This window comes from Citrobacter sp. Cpo090 (assembly GCF_030332665.1).
Lineage (GTDB): Bacteria > Pseudomonadota > Gammaproteobacteria > Enterobacterales > Enterobacteriaceae > Citrobacter > Citrobacter portucalensis.
The window spans coordinates 595,785-611,666 of sequence record NZ_JAOWHK010000025.1; the positions used below are offsets into that span (position 1 = coordinate 595,785).

Sequence of the window (15,882 nt, forward strand, 5' to 3'; positions counted from 1 at the left end):
GATTAATACAACGTTTACCAGGCTAATGATAACTCTTAAGAATTACTAACCCAGTGTCGTAGATCAAAGTTGATTACCACCTGAAGCAAGTTCCGCTATCGCTAGCTCCGCAATACGCAGAGGCACCGTTGCGCTGTCACCCTCTTGCAGAAACCAGACGGACGACAACCCACACCAGGCAACAATCCACATCAGCAAACGTTGCCGTTCAATGCGGGCGATTTCAGACACAATGTTGACTCGTTGCGTGAATCTTTCCGGCAGAATGGCGACAGGTCTGGTGGGTTCGGCAAGATCGGGGTTAGTAAAAATATTGGCGTAATCAAAACCACGCTCGCCCACCAGCCCTTTAGGATCGATAGCCAGCCATCCTCTCGTTCCGAAATCAAGAATATTGCTGTGGTGTAGGTCGCCGTGTAATACGACTTCATCGTGGGGTGAAGATAGCAGTATGTTTGCCACCGCAGCACAACGCGTCAGGATACCACCATGCTTTTTCGCGGCAGGAGCCAGATCGCGAAACCAATGGTGAAGAGGTGTTAACGCAGGCGTAGACGCATTTCGGGTGTGATGGAGTCTACTGGCAGCATGGCAAATAATGCGACAGGCCTGCGCATCGTTGCCAGTCCAGGACATGTCCGCTAAAGAACCTGCCCCTGTCGCACGTTCCAGCAGAATCGTCCCTGCTGCATGAGCAAGTACTTTCGCTGCGCCATTTCCGTTCCACCAGACCATGAGTTCACAGCCGATCCGTTCACTGTCATCGTCGGTGATCTTAAGTATGGCTTTCCGACCGTCCTTGACCACCACAGGCAAAAGCTGCGAAGTGTGCGTTTCAAACGGTTCACCATCTGGAGTGAGTCCCCAACGGTTGAGCCAGGTGTTGAACAGACGATTTTCCAAACAATATCCTCATTTTTTCTCTGGAAGATGGTAATAAAACGAATCCGTGTCGGCATTATTCCTGTTTTCTTTTGGTTGAGCCACAACCACCCACTTCCATCACCACTGACTTACCGGGTAGAGCACTAACAGGCACATCCTTGTGTAGCTATGTGCCATGCTGACTGTGTTCAGTAAATGAGGGGGAAACGATGATCACGTTATGCAAAACCTGTGGAACATCCTATGAGGTAACTGGCGCCCACCCGGAACATTGCGATATCTGCGAGGATGAACGTCAATATGTCCCCACGAACGGGCAGACATGGATCGATTTTGACACCCTGTGTGCATCACATACAAATAAGTGGAAGCAACACGACAGTACTCTCCTCAGCATCCGCACCGTTCCTGATTTTGCAATTGATCAGCGCGCGTTTCTTGTGCGTACCCCAGAAGGAAATATTCTGTGGGACTGCATTGCCACGCTCGACGATGCCACAAAAACGCTAATAACGTCCCTTGGCGGGCTTAAGGCTATCGCGATATCGCATCCTCATTACTACACCACCATGCAGGACTGGGCTGCGGAATTTAACGCGCCGATTTACCTTCACGCCAGCGACAGAAGGTGGGTAATGCGCGACAGCCCGTGGATTCGATTCTGGGATGGCGACACCATTGAGTTAACCCGTGGCGTCACGGTGATACGTCTCGGCGGACACTTTGCTGGCGGCTGCGTCCTGCACTGGGCGCGTGACGAAGGCGTGGTGCTTTCCGGCGACATCGTCCAGGTGACGCCTGGTGCGCATGCAGTTTCATTTATGTGGAGTTACCCCAATATGCTACCGTTGCCAGCCGCCACCGTCAGCGACATCACTCAACGCCTGAGCACAGTGAAATTTAAGCAACTTTACGGCGCATTTGAGGGAAAAGATATTACGCAAAATGCCGATGAAATTGTGCGCCGTTCAGGTGAAAAGTATATTTCCTGCCTCAGGTAAACCGGCAGTTTATTCACCAATCATGCTCAGGAAGGTAAAAATGGATAAAACTGATAAACCACGCCCATTACAGATATACTCACTATCACACTGATTATAAAGTAGGTTTTGAAAGGCTGCTTTTGTGTTTTATGGCGAAAGATTTGTTGACCCGCAATCGCTCCACCCCACCCGCCTACAACGCCAAACACCAGCAATGTGGATTCCGGCACTCTACGCCAGTCCTTGCGTGCCGCCATTTTGTCCACGCCGTATAACAGCAGCGTCAGTATGTTGGCGAGCAGAAACCATATAACAAGAGGGTGAGTGGTGAAAATGCAACCGATCGCTGCGAAAATGAGTAGCGAATAACAACAGCGATTGAGGTTCATATTTTCAGTCACAGCACTTTTCAGGAAGTATCGGCACGCATTATACGCAAGGTCAGTCATCCCTGCCACGGGTGAGAATATCCCCTTTATTATTATGGCTATAACTCTCAGAAATAGCACAAATTCTCTGGTCTGCGGCGTACCTGCCAATTCAAACAAGAGAGCCGTTTTCATTATTCAGAACAAATGGTAATTTATTAAACCCAAATGGAGAAATTGTTCTGGAGTCACAAGGATGAGAAAATACTCATATCCATATTTGTTTTTTGTTACCGTCTCATTTCTCGGTGTATTTTTTCTCTTTTACTGGTGGAAGGTAACGATATACAGAGCAACTTTTCTCTACCCGCTCACATCCAAATACCTGATGCTTATTTCTCTGGCAGTGTCATTTTTAATTACCCTATTTCTGGTAGGTAATGGGATAATGAAAAAAAGTCCCTTCCAAACTTATCTGAAATTATTTGGTAGCATCAGCATTGCCATGGTGCTTTTTTCATTGATCACAGTTATGTCGATAACCTGGTTCATTCCGGGTGTCCCCTCGTCCTATACCGCCCCATACACCTATGCTTCAGGAAGTTCTAAGAACTGTTCGGGGGCTGATGTTGACGATCCGGATCTCGGAACTAACATCAGAATTTGCTATCCCGAAGGTAACTACGAATATGACAACACAATCTACGTTGAGAAACGAAGTAACCTTTTAGGTGCGGTCGTGACATACGCCAGAACAACCCCATCTCGATTTTGATTAACTTATCGCGTAGTAGCCCATGCGTGATCCCGCGAAAGGTCATTACACGATCGTAGCGGCCATAAGAATGCAGAAAAGAGTTATACAGTGTACTCTGCCTGGATAAACGCGCCAGATGGTGATCAGATAACCTTCTGAACCCACGCATCGGCGGATACCGCTGTGCCCACTTTGCCCCTGAGGGACACGTGCACTCGCTAACTTATTGAGCGTTCGGTGATTTTTTATGAAAAAACTGTTTGTGCAGTTTTACCTCCTGCTGTTTGTCTGCTTTTTGGTGATGACCCTGTTGGTCGGTCTGGTATACAAATTCACCGCAGAACGCGCAGGCAGACAGTCGCTCGACGATTTGATGAAAAGCTCGTTGTACCTGATGCGCAGTGAACTACGCGAAATCCCGCCACGCGACTGGGGTAAGACGCTGAAGGAGATGGATTTAAACCTCTCATTTGACCTTCGCGTTGAACCGCTGAATAAGTACACACTGGATGCCCCAACCATGCAGCGTTTGCGCGAAGGCGATATTGTGGCACTTGATGATCAATACACCTTCATTCAACGCATTCCTCGCAGCCATTACGTGCTGGCCGTCGGCCCGGTTCCCTATCTCTATTTTCTTCATCAAATGCGCTTGCTGGACATCGCACTGATGGCGTTTATTGCTATCTCACTGGCCTTCCCGGTACTGATCTGGATGCGTCCGCACTGGCAGGAAATGCTCAGACTCGAATCCGCCGCACAACGTTTTGGTGAGGGACATCTGAGTGAACGCCTGCATTTTGACAGCGGTTCCAGCTTTGAGCGCCTGGGCGTGGCGTTTAACCAAATGGCCGACAACATCAATGCATTGATCGCCAGTAAAAAACAGCTCATCGATGGTATTGCCCATGAGCTTCGTACCCCGCTGGTACGTTTACGTTACCGGCTGGAAATGAGTGATAACCTCACCGAGCAGGAATCTCAGGCGCTGAACCGTGATATCGGCCAACTGGAAGCGTTGATCGAAGAGTTACTGACCTACGCCCGCCTGGATCGCCCGCAAAATGAACTGAAACTCAGCGTACCGGACCTGCCTGTTTGGTTGACAACCCATCTGGAGGATGTGCAAAGCGTGAATCCTGGTCGCATGGTGCGCCTACGTCATCTCGAAACTGGCGACTATGGCGCGTTGGATATGCGCCTGATGGAGCGGGTCCTGGATAATTTGCTGAACAATGCCCTGCGCTATTGCCAGTCTACAGTGCAAGCCAGTCTGCTGCTGAACGGCAATCAAGCCACGCTGGTAGTGGAAGACGACGGCCCCGGCATTGCGCCAGACGCTCGCGAACAGGTTTTTGAACCGTTTGTACGCCTTGATCCCAGCCGTGACCGTGCAACCGGGGGTTGCGGGCTTGGGTTAGCCATCGTCCACTCAATTGCTTTGGCTATGGGCGGAACGGTTGTCTGCGATGAAAGTGAACTTGGCGGCGCCCGGTTTACTTTCCGTTGGCCCGTCTGGCATAACATTCCTGAAATTTCAGTTGCCTGACCTATTCTGCTCGGTGGTCAGGCGGCGGATGTTGTGCTATAAAAAAGTATGTTGTAACTAAAATGGTAAATCTATGGCCCGTTACGATCTCGTCGACCGCCTGAACGGCACCTTTCGCCAGATGGAACAAGAACTGGCGCTTCTGAACGAAAACCTGTTGCAGCAGACGCTGCTGATTGCCCGTGTATTCTCGTTACCGGAAGTGGTCAAAGAGGCAGAGCATGCCCCTCTGCAGAACATTGATGTAAAACAGCATTTAGGCAAAGAAGCTGAAGCGCTGGCACTGCGCCATTACCGTCACCTGTTTATTCAGCAACAGTCCGAAAACCGCAGCAGCAAAGCGGCCGTCCGCCTACCGGGTGTATTGTGCTATCAGGTTGATAACGCGGCGCAATATGCTCTGGAAGAACAAATCCAGCATATAAACCAGTTGAAAACCACCTTCGAGCGCATTGTTACAGTGGAATCAGGGCTGGCGCCGGCAGCACGTTTCGAATGGGTGCATCGCCACCTGCCGGGGCTTATTACACTGAATGCCTATCGCACGCTCACCGTTGTCAGAGATCCTGCCACCCTGCGATTCGGCTGGGCTAATAAGCACATCATTAAAAACCTGAAACGCGATGAAGTACTGCAGCAACTGGAAAAAAGCCTGACGTCACCGCGCAGCGTACATCCCTGGACACGTGAAGAGTGGCAGGCGAAGCTTGAACGCGAATATCAGGATATCGCCGCCTTACCGCAGCAGGCCCGCCTGAAAATTAAAAGGCCGGTAAAAGTGCAGCCTATCGCCCGCGTCTGGTACAAAGGAGAGCAAAAACAGGTGCAATATGCCTGCCCGACGCCTCTGATTGCTCTGCTTAACAACGACAACGGAATGACCGTACCGGATATCGGCGAGTTACTGAATTACGATGCCGATAACGTTCAACATCGTTTTAAACCTCAGGCGCAGCCGTTGAGATTGATTATTCCCCGGCTGCACCTGTACGTTGCGGATTAACTGCCTGGCCGCATGCTGCCAACCATCAACTCCGGACGTACCCAGCTGTCGAACTCCGCTTCGGTTAGATACCCCAGCGCCAGGGCGGAGGCTTTTAGCGTCAGCCCTTCTTTATGCGCTTTTTTGGCAATTTCAGCCGCTTTATCGTAACCGATATGGGTGTTGAGCGCGGTCACCAGCATCAGCGATTCATTGAGCAGTTGATCGATTCGTTCACGGTTGGGCTCGATTCCCGTCGCGCAATGTTCATTGAAGCTTTCGATTCCGTCCGCCAGCAGGCGTACCGACTGCAGGAAGTTGTGGATGACCATCGGTCGGTAAACGTTGAGCTCAAAATTACCTGACGCCCCGCCCATATTGATGGCGACATCATTGCCCATTACCTGACAGCACAACATGGTCAGCGCTTCGCACTGGGTTGGATTGACCTTGCCCGGCATGATTGAGCTGCCCGGTTCGTTTTCCGGAATTGAAATTTCGCCAATACCGCAACGCGGGCCGGAGGCCAGCCAGCGTACATCGTTGGCGATTTTCATCAGCGACGCTGCCAGTCCTTTTAGCGCTCCGTGGGCATGAACCAGAGCATCGCAGGTGGCCAGCGCTTCAAATTTATTCGGAGCGGTAACGAACGGCGCGCAGGTAATGACCCGCAGTTCATCCGCAACCCGGCGGGCGTATTCGGGATGAGTATTCAGTCCGGTACCTACCGCGGTTCCCCCCAACGCCAGTTCTGCCACATGCGGTAAACTGTTTTCAATGTGTCTGAGGTTATGTTCAAGCATTGCTACCCAGCCGGAAATCTCCTGGCCAAGCGTAAGTGGAGTTGCATCTTGCAGATGTGTACGACCAATTTTAACGATATCGGCGAAAGCGTGGGACTTATCACTGAGCGTTTTGGTTAACACATTTAATTGTGGGATCAAAGATTTACGCAGCGCCAGCAGCGCGGCAACGTGCATTGCTGTCGGGAAGACATCGTTCGAACTTTGGCTTTTATTGACATCATCGTTGGGGTGTACTTTTCGCTCCATTCCCCGCACGCCTCCCAGCAATTCGCTGGCACGGTTTGCCAATACCTCGTTCATGTTCATATTGCTTTGCGTGCCTGAGCCGGTTTGCCAGATGGCTAGCGGAAACTCATCGCGGTGTTTATCTGCCAACACCTCATCTGCAGCCTGCATAATAGCCCTGGCTTTATCCTCCGCCAGCAGCCCCAGATCCTGGTTAACCTTTGCCGCAGCGCGTTTCGTCAGCGCCAGCGCATGGATCAGCGAGACCGGCATTTTCTCCGTAGAGATACGAAAATGCTCCAGCGAACGTTGGGTTTGCGCGCCCCAAAGCTTATCGGCAGGAACATCAATCGCTCCCATTGAATCATTCTCGCGGCGTACCGTTACCATTACCTGCTCCTTACATTAACAGTTGATTAGGTTATGTTTCGACATTGCCCATTTGCATTGGTCTTATGAGTATTAACGAGGATAAAGCTGTCGTTTGGTGGTTCGTGCGGTAAAAAAAACCGCCCCGAAGGGCGGCTGACGTTACTTAACGCAGCGTGCGCACTGCGACGTCTGAATTTGCTTGAAGAAATCGTTGCCTTTGTCATCTACCAGGATAAACGCCGGGAAATCTTCCACTTCAATTTTCCAGATGGCTTCCATCCCGAGTTCCGGGTATTCCACGCACTCCAGACTCTTGATGCTGCCCTGAGCCAGTACCGCTGCGGGGCCGCCAATACTGCCTAAATAGAAGCCGCCATGTTTATGACAAGCATCAGTCACCTGCTGGCTGCGATTACCTTTCGCCAGCATAATCATGCTCCCACCAGCGGCCTGAAGCTGATCAACATACGAGTCCATACGTCCGGCAGTGGTTGGACCCAGCGAACCCGAAGCATAGCCTTCCGGCGTTTTTGCCGGACCTGCGTAATAGATCGGGTGATCTTTAACATACTGCGGCAAACTTTCGCCGTTATCCAGACGTTCTTTCAGTTTCGCATGCGCAATATCACGGCCAACGATAATTGTACCGTTGAGCGACAGACGCGTGGAAACCGGATACTGGGAAAGCTGAGCCAGAATCTCTTTCATCGGACGATTGAGATCAACGTGTACCGCTTCGCCCTCTCCCGCCTGGCGCAACTCTTCTGGTATATATTTACCAGGATTGTGCTCCAGTTTTTCAATCCAGATACCTTCACGGTTGATCTTGGCTTTGATATTTCGATCTGCTGAGCAAGAAACGCCCATACCAACCGGACACGACGCACCGTGACGCGGCAGGCGGATCACGCGGATATCATGCGCGAAGTACTTCCCGCCAAACTGCGCGCCCAATCCCAAATTCTGCGCCTCAATCAGCAGCTCTTTTTCCAGCTCTACATCGCGGAATGCCTGACCATGTTCGTTACCTTCTGTCGGCAGTTCGTCGTAGTATTTTGCAGAAGCCAGTTTGACCGTTTTCAGCGTGGCTTCCGCTGACGTTCCGCCGATCACAAACGCAATGTGATACGGCGGACAAGCCGCAGTGCCCAACGTACGCATCTTCTCAACCAGGTAATTTTTTAATTTGCCCGGCGTGAGCAGCGCTTTGGTTTCCTGGTACAGATAGGTTTTGTTCGCCGAACCACCGCCTTTGGCAATGCACAGGAATTTGTATTCATCGCCGTCGACGGTATACAAATCGATCTGTGCTGGCAGGTTGGTGCCGGTGTTCACCTCTTTATACATATCCAGCGCGGCGTTTTGTGAATAGCGCAGGTTGTCTTCGATATAGGTGTTATACACACCTCGTGCCAGCGCCTCCTCATCGCCCCCTCCGGTCCAGACACGCTGACCTTTTTTACCCACAATAATCGCGGTTCCGGTGTCCTGACAGGTCGGCAAAATGCCTTTTGCCGCGATGTCAGAGTTACGCAGAAATTGCAGAGCCACATACTTGTCGTTTTCGCTGGCTTCCGGGTCGCGCAGAATATCGGCTACCTGCTGTTGATGTGCGGGACGCAGCATAAACGACGCATCATGAAAGGCCTGACGAGCCAACAGGGTTAAGGCTTGCGGTGCAACTTTAACAATCTCCTGCCCTTCAAATTCGGCAACAGAGACATAGTCGCTGGTCAGCAGATAGTATTCGGTATCATCCTTTTTGAGGGGGAAAGGATGCTGATAATGAAAGGGTTTGTTTGACATTGTGCTCTCACTTACTGCTCGGTCTGGTTATTCTCTGGGCAGATGTTCCATTGCCCTGCTTCCCTGCCGCAGATCCGGTTGTAGAAGGAAGAGCTTTCTGCAACCGGAATTACTCAGGGTATTAAAAGCGAGTCACCATATCCTACACATTTTTTTAACAAAAACTGAGACAAGTACGACTTTTTACATGTGCAGGTTACTTCCCTCAGGGTTTCTTGGTTTAATAGCCGTAGAAAATTCAACATTGAAACAGGGCTTGATAATGCAAAAACTCATCAACTCAGTGCAGAACTACGCCTGGGGAAGTAAAACGGCGTTAACGGAACTCTATGGCATTGCCAACCCCACTCAGCAACCGATGGCTGAGTTGTGGATGGGTGCGCATCCGAAAAGCAGTTCGCAGGTTCTCGGCGCTGACGGTCAGACGGTTGCTCTGCGCGACGTTATCGAGCACGATAAATCCGCGCTGCTGGGCGATGCCGTTGCCCAACGTTTTGGTGAACTGCCCTTCCTGTTTAAAGTACTCTGCGCTGCTCAACCGCTTTCGATTCAGGTTCATCCTAACAAGCACAACTCTGAAATCGGATTTGCCAAAGAAAACGCCGCGGGGATCCCGATGGATGCGGCCGAGCGCAACTACAAGGATCCTAATCACAAACCAGAACTGGTATTTGCTTTGACGCCTTTCCTGGCGATGAACGCATTCCGCGAGTTCTCTGAAATTGTTGCATTGTTACAACCCGTTTCCGCCGCACATCCGGCTATTGCGCATTTCCTGGAAGAGCCGAGTGCGGAACGTCTGAGCTATCTTTTCGCCAGCTTGCTGAATATGCAGGATGAGGAGAAATCCCATGCGTTGGCGATCCTGAAATCGGCGCTGAACAGCCAGCAGGGGGAACCCTGGCAAACCATCCGTCTGATCGCCGACGTCTACCCGAACGACAGTGGGCTCTTCTCCCCGCTGCTGCTCAATGTGGTAAAACTCAATCCAGGCGAGGCTATGTTCTTATTTGCCGAAACCCCGCACGCATACCTGCAAGGTGTAGCGCTTGAGGTGATGGCTAACTCGGACAACGTGCTGCGTGCCGGACTGACGCCAAAATATATTGATATCCCGGAACTGGTCGCCAACGTGAAGTTTGTCGCCAAGCCAGCAAACCAGTTACTGACCACGCCGGTTGAATCTGATGGTGAACTGGACTTCCCGATCCCGGTTGACGATTTTGCGTTCTCCCTGCATGACCTTACTACCAATGGTGCAGATATCAGCCAGCAAAGTGCAGCCATTTTGTTCTGCATAGAGGGTGAAGCTGTACTGAGCAAAGGTGAGCAACGCCTGGTGCTGCTACCGGGTGAATCGGCCTTTATTGGCGCGAATGAATCGCCGGTTAACATCAGTGGCGCAGGTCGTTTAGCACGGGTTTATAACAAGCTATAGCAAGATACTGATATTTTTAACAACTCTTGCTAAGCTGTAGTGAGTTAAAGACATGTCACTCCTCCAGGCGTCTTCAAACGCCTGGTTTTATTTTATGGATATCGAAATGAAAAAATCGCTGGTAGCTGCGGGTGTGGTGGTTGCGCTGGGTGTCGTCTGGACGGGCGGTGCCTGGTACACAGGTAAGAAACTTGAAACGCATCTCGCCGAGATGGTGACGCAGGCAAACGATCAGTTAAAACGTTTCTCCCCTGAGGCGGGTATTGAACTGAGTTATCAAAACTACCAGCGCGGGGTGTTCAATAGCCAACTGCAAATGGTGGTGAAACCCATCGCCGGGCAGGCAGATTCCTGGCTAAAACCGGGGCAAAGTATCGTCCTGAATGAAACCGTCGATCACGGTCCATTCCCGCTGGCTCAACTGAAATCACTGAATCTGATCCCGGCTATGGCCTCCGTGAAAACGACGCTGGTCAATAACGACGTTACCAAACCGCTGTTTGATATTGCCAAAGGTGAGTCGCCATTTGTCATTAACTCCCGTATCGGCTACAGCGGCGATACCCGTTCCGATCTCTCCCTCAAACCACTGAACTATGAGAAAGGCGACGAAAAAGTAGCCTTCAGCGGCGGGGAATTCCAGTTTACAGCAGACAAAGAAGGTAACGCTGTCTCGCTGACAGGCAATGCGCAAAGCGGCGTGGTCAATGCGGTCAACGAGTATGACCAGAAAGTACAGATGACTTTCAATAACCTGAAAACTGAGGGTTCCAGCAGTATTGCCAGCTTTGGTGAGCGCATCGGCGACCAGAAATTGTCACTCGATAAACTGTCAATTTCCGTCGAAGGTAAAGAGTTGGCGGTTCTGGAAGGCATGGGTATTGATGGTAAATCCGATCTGATCAACGACGGTAAAACTGTCAACAGCCAGTTGGATTACACGCTGAACAGTCTGAAATTGCAGGGTCAGGATATGGGTAGCGGTAAACTGACGCTGAAAGTTGGCCAGATTGACGGTGAAGCACTACACCAGTTCAGTCAGCAATATAGTGCCCAAACCAAGGCACTGATGGCGCAGATTGATGTGGTACAAAACCCTGAGCTTTACCAGCAAAAAGTCACTGAAGCCTTCTTCAATGCGCTGCCGATTCTGATGAAAGGCGAGCCGGCTATCACCATTGCCCCACTGAGCTGGAAAAATGCAAAAGGTGAAACCGCATTTAATCTGTCACTGCTGCTAAAAGATCCGACAGCGAATACTGAGGAACCACAAACGCTGGCTCAGGAAGTGGATCGTTCGGTCAAATCACTGGATGCTAAACTGACGATTCCGGTCGATATGGCGACTGAGTTCATGACGCAGATTGCCAAAATTGAAGGTTATCAGCAGGAACAAGCGGCCGATCTGGCGAAGCAACAGGTGAATGGCCTGGCGGCAATGGGTCAGATGTTCCGTATTACAACGATGCAGGACAACGTCATCGGTTCCAGCCTGCAATACGCAAACGGCCAGGTTACGTTAAACGGACAAAAAATGCCGCTGGATGAGTTTGTTGGCATGTTCGGTATGCCTTCTCTCGGCGAACCGGATGCCCCGGCTATCCCACAACAGTAAATACGCGTGACAACAGGCCCGATAACCGCGTGCTTATCGGGCCTTTTTTATTTTGCCACCACCAGCCGGGCGGAAAGCGTCAGGTTACGCGAATGACCATCATCGTGCCCAATGCGCTGTAGCATGCGCTCAGCAAGGGTATATCCCATTTCACGCGCGGGCGTGCAGGCCCAAATAATGGGGATATCGTCCAGTGCATTTTCCGCTACATCGGCAAATCCGGCTAACGAGATCTGCTGTTCGAAGTAGCGATCTACACCAATTTCACCACTCTGGCGCCCTGCTCTCATCAGGCCAAACCAGGCACCAACGGCTATGGTTTCGTTGTAGCACACCACTGCGCTGATCGTTGGGTTGCGACGTAACAGCGCGGTCACCTCTTCTGCGGCCTGCTTTTGGCTGGATGAACACTCCAGCACCCAGTCGCTATGAAACGGTAAACCATACTTTAGCAACGTCGTACAATAGCCGCCGACACGCTCTGCGCGGGTCAATGAAGAACTCTGCCCCCCCAACCACGCGATTCGCTGATGCCCATGGCGTATCAGATGTTCAACCAGCAATTGCGCTGCCTGCATGTTGTCAGGCCTGACGGTGTCAACGTCATCCAGGTAGCTGGCCCGAGACGCAAACACCACCGGAATCCCCTTATCGGCGGCCAGTTGTTGCAGGTCGTCGCTACTGCCGGCAGCTCCGGCGATCACCACACCATCAACCCCTTGATTAAGCAGCATAGCGAAACGCTGCGCCAGCTGTTCGCCATCTTTGCCGCCATGTAATAAAAAGACCATGCGCCCCTGCGCTTCTAATGCTTCCGTCAGGCCCGCCGTCAACTCGGCGTAAAACGGGGTGGAAAGGTCGCGCACGATCAAACCGACCACACCGCTCTGCCCACCACGCAGCGCTGATGCCTGGCGATTACGCACAAACCCCAGTTGCTCGATAGCGGCATTCACCCGTTCGCCGGTCGCGGATGAAATACGGCCTTTTCCACTAAGCACCAATGAGACGGTACTAACCGAAACGCCCGCGGCCAGCGCAACATCATGGATGGTTATTTTTTTGGCTATAGCCATAAAAACGGAAAACTCCCTGATAACGTGACGGATAAAACGTTTTATCAATCACTTATATTTATACGCTCTATTATCGTTCGATAATGTGATTTATACCGCACTAAAATTAGGTAAAACGTTTTATCTTCTCGCCATCATTAGTCAGCCAGCTTTTACGAGGAGTCGTTTGATGACGACGAGAACCACACCAAAAATTACGTTATGGGAATTTTTCCAGCAGTTGGGCAAAACCTTTATGCTGCCCGTGGCTCTGCTCTCATTTTGTGGGATCATGTTAGGGATCGGCAGCTCGTTAAGTAGTCATGATGTCTTAACGCTGATCCCGGCATTGGGTAATCCGGTACTGCAGGCTATTTTTACCTGGATGAGCAAAGTAGGCTCATTTGCGTTTAGTTTCTTACCGGTGATGTTCTGTATTGCCATACCTCTCGGTCTTGCTCGCGAGAACAAAGGCGTAGCGGCGTTTGCCGGTTTTGTTGGTTATGCGGTGATGAACCTTGCCGTCAACTTCTGGTTAACCGCGAAAGGTATCTTACCTACCACAGATGCCGCGATCCTGAAGGCCAACAACGTGCAGAATATCCTGGGGATCCAGTCGATCGACACCGGGATCCTCGGCGCTGTAATTGCCGGGATCATCGTCTGGATGCTGCATGAACGTTTCCACAACATCCGCCTACCGGATGCACTGGCCTTCTTCGGCGGTACACGTTTTGTGCCAATTATCTCTTCAGTAGTGATGGGACTGGTCGGCCTGGTTATTCCCCTGGTTTGGCCGGTTTTCGCCATGGGCATTAACGGGCTCGGCCACATCATCAACAGCGCGGGCGAATTTGGTCCAATGCTGTTTGGTACCGGTGAACGTCTGCTGCTGCCCTTTGGTCTGCATCATATTCTGGTGGCGCTCATTCGCTTCACCGAGGCTGGCGGCACGCAGGAAGTCTGCGGTCACAGCGTCAGCGGCGCACTGACTATTTTCCAGGCTCAGTTGAGCTGCCCGACAACTCAAGGCTTCTCTGAAAGCGCAACCCGCTTCCTGTCGCAGGGTAAAATGCCGGCATTCCTCGGCGGTTTGCCGGGGGCAGCGCTCGCGATGTACCACTGCGCTCGCCCTGAAAATCGTCATAAAATTAAAGGATTATTAATTTCTGGCCTCATTGCCTGCGTGATCGGCGGTACAACCGAACCCCTCGAGTTCTTATTCCTGTTCGTTGCCCCAGTTCTGTATGTGATCCACGCCCTGCTGACCGGTCTTGGTTTCACCGTGATGGCAGTGTTAGGCGTCACCATCGGTAACACGGACGGTAACCTGATTGACTTTGTGGTATTCGGCATCCTGCACGGACTCTCTACCAAATGGTATCTGGTCCCTGTTGTAGCGGCGATCTGGTTTGCTGTGTACTACGTGATCTTCCGTTTCGCCATCACACGCTTCAATCTGAAGACCCCGGGTCGTGACGTCGAAATTGCCAGCAATATCGAAAAAGTCATGGCGGGAGCACCGGGTAAATCCGGTTACAACGTTCCTGCCATTCTGGCGGCGCTGGGCGGTGCGGAAAACATTGTCAGTCTGGATAACTGCATTACCCGTCTGCGCTTGTCAGTGAAAGATATGTCGCTTGTTAACGTACAAGCGCTGAAGGACAATCGCGCCATTGGCGTAGTACAACTCAATCAGCATAACCTTCAGGTCGTTATTGGTCCGCAGGTCCAGTCAGTGAAAGACGAGATCGCCGTTCTGATGAACACCGTACAGGCATAAGGACAACAGTATGTTTGATTTTTCAAAGGTGGTGGACAGGCACGGTACCTGGTGTACCCAGTGGGATTACGTTGCCGACCGTTTTGGTTCAGCCGACCTGCTGCCGTTCACCATCTCCGATATGGATTTTGCCACCGCACCTTGCATTCTGGAGGCGCTGACTCAGCGCCTGTCACATGGCGTGCTGGGTTACAGCCGCTGGAAAAATGATGAATTTCTGGCGGCAATTAGTCATTGGTTTCTTACGCGTCATAATACCCAAATCGACCCTCAGTCGCTGGTTTATGGCCCCTCGGTCATCTATATGGTGTCGGAGCTGATCCGCCAGTGGTCTTCTGCGGGTGATGCGGTAGTAATTCATACACCAGCGTACGACGCGTTTTACAAAGCGATTGAAGGTAATCAGCGCCAGGTATGCGCTGTCGGACTTGAAAAGCGCGCTGACGGCTGGGTTTGCGACATGGTTGCGCTGGAAAAAGCGCTGTCCAGGCCTGAAAGTAAAATTCTTCTGCTTTGCAGTCCGCAAAACCCAACGGGTAAAGTGTGGACGCGCGATGAACTGGAAACCATGGCAGAGCTGTGCCAACGTCATGGTGTAAAAGTCATCTCTGATGAGATCCATATGGATATGGTATGGGGAGACCAGCCACACATTCCGTGGAGTAACGTCGCACGCGACAGCTGGGCGCTACTCACCTCCGGCTCAAAGAGTTTTAATATTCCGGCATTAACCGGGGCTTACGGAATCATTGAGGATGTGCAAAGCCGCAACGATTACCTCAGCGCGTTAAAAGGCCGCGATGGCCTTTCCTCACCTGCGGTGCTGGCGCTTAGCGCCCATATTGCCGCTTATCAACAGGGCGCAAGTTGGCTTGATGCGCTGCGCGAATATCTTGCCAGTAATCTGCATTACGTTGCCCGTGAGCTTAATACCGCCTTCCCCGAACTCAACTGGCAGGTACCACAATCCACCTATCTGGCATGGATTGACCTGCGCCCGCTCAAAATTGATGACCATGCACTGCAAGATGCACTCATCCACCAGCAGAAAGTTGCCATCATGCCCGGATACACATACGGAGAAGAAGGACGCGGTTTTGTGCGCCTCAATGCCGGATGTCCACGATCCAAACTTGAAAAAGGCGTTCAGGGGTTGATTAACGGCATACGTTCTGTACGCTAATAAAATTTGCGCAATGAAATTATTCATTGCGCAACATAGATTTTTATCCCGATTTTTTCTTATAATACGACGCAC

At 51.3% G+C, this 15,882-nt stretch carries 13 protein-coding genes; 8 read left to right on the top strand and 5 right to left on the bottom strand.

What is annotated here, in order from left to right; genetic code table 11:
* Positions 1-63 precede the first annotated feature (63 nt).
* Entirely contained in the window at positions 64-903 is an 840-nt protein-coding gene (locus OGY83_RS05400) for an aminoglycoside phosphotransferase family protein (protein WP_286635421.1), read from the bottom strand.
* A 191-nt stretch (positions 904-1,094) separates the two neighbouring features.
* Here OGY83_RS05400 and OGY83_RS05405 point away from each other — a divergent pair, with 191 nt between their 5' ends.
* Entirely contained in the window at positions 1,095-1,886 is a 792-nt protein-coding gene (locus tag OGY83_RS05405; protein ID WP_191212751.1) for an MBL fold metallo-hydrolase, read from the top strand.
* 26 nt (positions 1,887-1,912) lie between these two features.
* Here OGY83_RS05405 and OGY83_RS05410 read toward each other — a convergent pair whose 3' ends face one another.
* Positions 1,913-2,257: a DUF1294 domain-containing protein gene (locus tag OGY83_RS05410; RefSeq protein ID WP_286635907.1), complete on the bottom strand. Its 345-nt coding sequence runs from the start codon at positions 2,255-2,257 to the stop codon at positions 1,913-1,915.
* Between the two features lie 235 nt (positions 2,258-2,492).
* Between OGY83_RS05410 and OGY83_RS25170 the strand changes: the two genes are divergently transcribed.
* From OGY83_RS25170 to tus, 3 genes are all read left to right on the top strand, one after another.
* Positions 2,493-3,011: a hypothetical protein gene (locus OGY83_RS25170; RefSeq protein WP_353622040.1), complete on the top strand. Its 519-nt coding sequence runs from the start codon at positions 2,493-2,495 to the stop codon at positions 3,009-3,011.
* A 229-nt stretch (positions 3,012-3,240) separates the two neighbouring features.
* The gene (rstB, locus tag OGY83_RS05415; protein WP_286635422.1) at positions 3,241-4,542 is read left to right on the top strand and encodes a two-component system sensor histidine kinase RstB; all 1,302 of its coding nucleotides are present in this window, start codon (positions 3,241-3,243) and stop codon (positions 4,540-4,542) included.
* 73 nt (positions 4,543-4,615) lie between these two features.
* A complete protein-coding gene (gene tus, locus OGY83_RS05420; protein ID WP_286635423.1) occupies positions 4,616-5,545 on the top strand; it encodes a DNA replication terminus site-binding protein in 930 nt (309 codons plus the stop codon).
* Here the strand turns inward: tus and fumC are convergent.
* Together fumC and fumB are read right to left on the bottom strand one after the other, a co-directional pair.
* Positions 5,542-6,945 carry a class II fumarate hydratase gene (gene fumC, locus OGY83_RS05425; protein WP_181825567.1) on the bottom strand — a complete coding sequence of 468 codons (1,404 nt, stop codon included), beginning with the start codon at positions 6,943-6,945 and terminating at the stop codon, positions 5,542-5,544. The genes tus and fumC overlap by 4 nt on opposite strands.
* Before the next feature lie 141 nt (positions 6,946-7,086).
* Positions 7,087-8,733, bottom strand: a complete 1,647-nt coding sequence (gene fumB / locus OGY83_RS05430; protein ID WP_286635424.1) for a class I fumarate hydratase — start codon at positions 8,731-8,733, stop codon at positions 7,087-7,089.
* A 262-nt stretch (positions 8,734-8,995) separates the two neighbouring features.
* Here fumB and manA point away from each other — a divergent pair, with 262 nt between their 5' ends.
* Both manA and OGY83_RS05440 read left to right on the top strand, forming a co-directional pair.
* Positions 8,996-10,171, top strand: a complete 1,176-nt coding sequence (gene manA, locus OGY83_RS05435) for a mannose-6-phosphate isomerase (RefSeq protein WP_286635425.1) — start codon at positions 8,996-8,998, stop codon at positions 10,169-10,171.
* A 106-nt stretch (positions 10,172-10,277) separates the two neighbouring features.
* Positions 10,278-11,786, top strand: coding sequence for a YdgA family protein (locus tag OGY83_RS05440; RefSeq protein WP_286635426.1), 1,509 nt, complete (start codon positions 10,278-10,280; stop codon positions 11,784-11,786).
* 47 nt (positions 11,787-11,833) lie between these two features.
* On the opposite strand, the gene OGY83_RS05445 is transcribed toward OGY83_RS05440, so the two are convergent.
* Positions 11,834-12,862: a Mal regulon transcriptional regulator MalI gene (locus tag OGY83_RS05445; RefSeq protein ID WP_286635427.1), complete on the bottom strand. Its 1,029-nt coding sequence runs from the start codon at positions 12,860-12,862 to the stop codon at positions 11,834-11,836.
* Between the two features lie 169 nt (positions 12,863-13,031).
* Between OGY83_RS05445 and malX the strand changes: the two genes are divergently transcribed.
* Both malX and OGY83_RS05455 read left to right on the top strand, forming a co-directional pair.
* A complete protein-coding gene (gene malX, locus OGY83_RS05450) occupies positions 13,032-14,624 on the top strand; it encodes a maltose/glucose-specific PTS transporter subunit IIBC (protein WP_048226592.1) in 1,593 nt (530 codons plus the stop codon).
* Positions 14,625-14,634: 10 nt separating this feature from the next.
* Positions 14,635-15,807: a MalY/PatB family protein gene (locus OGY83_RS05455; protein WP_286635428.1), complete on the top strand. Its 1,173-nt coding sequence runs from the start codon at positions 14,635-14,637 to the stop codon at positions 15,805-15,807.
* Positions 15,808-15,882 lie beyond the last annotated feature (75 nt).

Coding starts and splice junctions, on each gene's coding strand:
- fumB (WP_286635424.1), bottom strand. CDS start 8,733: ATGTCAAACAAACCCTTTCATTATCAGCATCCTTTCCCCCTCAAAAAG.
- OGY83_RS05455 (WP_286635428.1), top strand. CDS start 14,635: ATGTTTGATTTTTCAAAGGTGGTGGACAGGCACGGTACCTGGTGTACC.
- tus (WP_286635423.1), top strand. CDS start 4,616: ATGGCCCGTTACGATCTCGTCGACCGCCTGAACGGCACCTTTCGCCAG.
- manA (WP_286635425.1), top strand. CDS start 8,996: ATGCAAAAACTCATCAACTCAGTGCAGAACTACGCCTGGGGAAGTAAA.
- OGY83_RS05445 (WP_286635427.1), bottom strand. CDS start 12,862: ATGGCTATAGCCAAAAAAATAACCATCCATGATGTTGCGCTGGCCGCG.
- OGY83_RS25170 (WP_353622040.1), top strand. CDS start 2,493: ATGAGAAAATACTCATATCCATATTTGTTTTTTGTTACCGTCTCATTT.
- rstB (WP_286635422.1), top strand. CDS start 3,241: ATGAAAAAACTGTTTGTGCAGTTTTACCTCCTGCTGTTTGTCTGCTTT.
- OGY83_RS05410 (WP_286635907.1), bottom strand. CDS start 2,257: ATGAACCTCAATCGCTGTTGTTATTCGCTACTCATTTTCGCAGCGATC.
- malX (WP_048226592.1), top strand. CDS start 13,032: ATGACGACGAGAACCACACCAAAAATTACGTTATGGGAATTTTTCCAG.
- OGY83_RS05440 (WP_286635426.1), top strand. CDS start 10,278: ATGAAAAAATCGCTGGTAGCTGCGGGTGTGGTGGTTGCGCTGGGTGTC.
- OGY83_RS05405 (WP_191212751.1), top strand. CDS start 1,095: ATGATCACGTTATGCAAAACCTGTGGAACATCCTATGAGGTAACTGGC.
- fumC (WP_181825567.1), bottom strand. CDS start 6,945: ATGGTAACGGTACGCCGCGAGAATGATTCAATGGGAGCGATTGATGTT.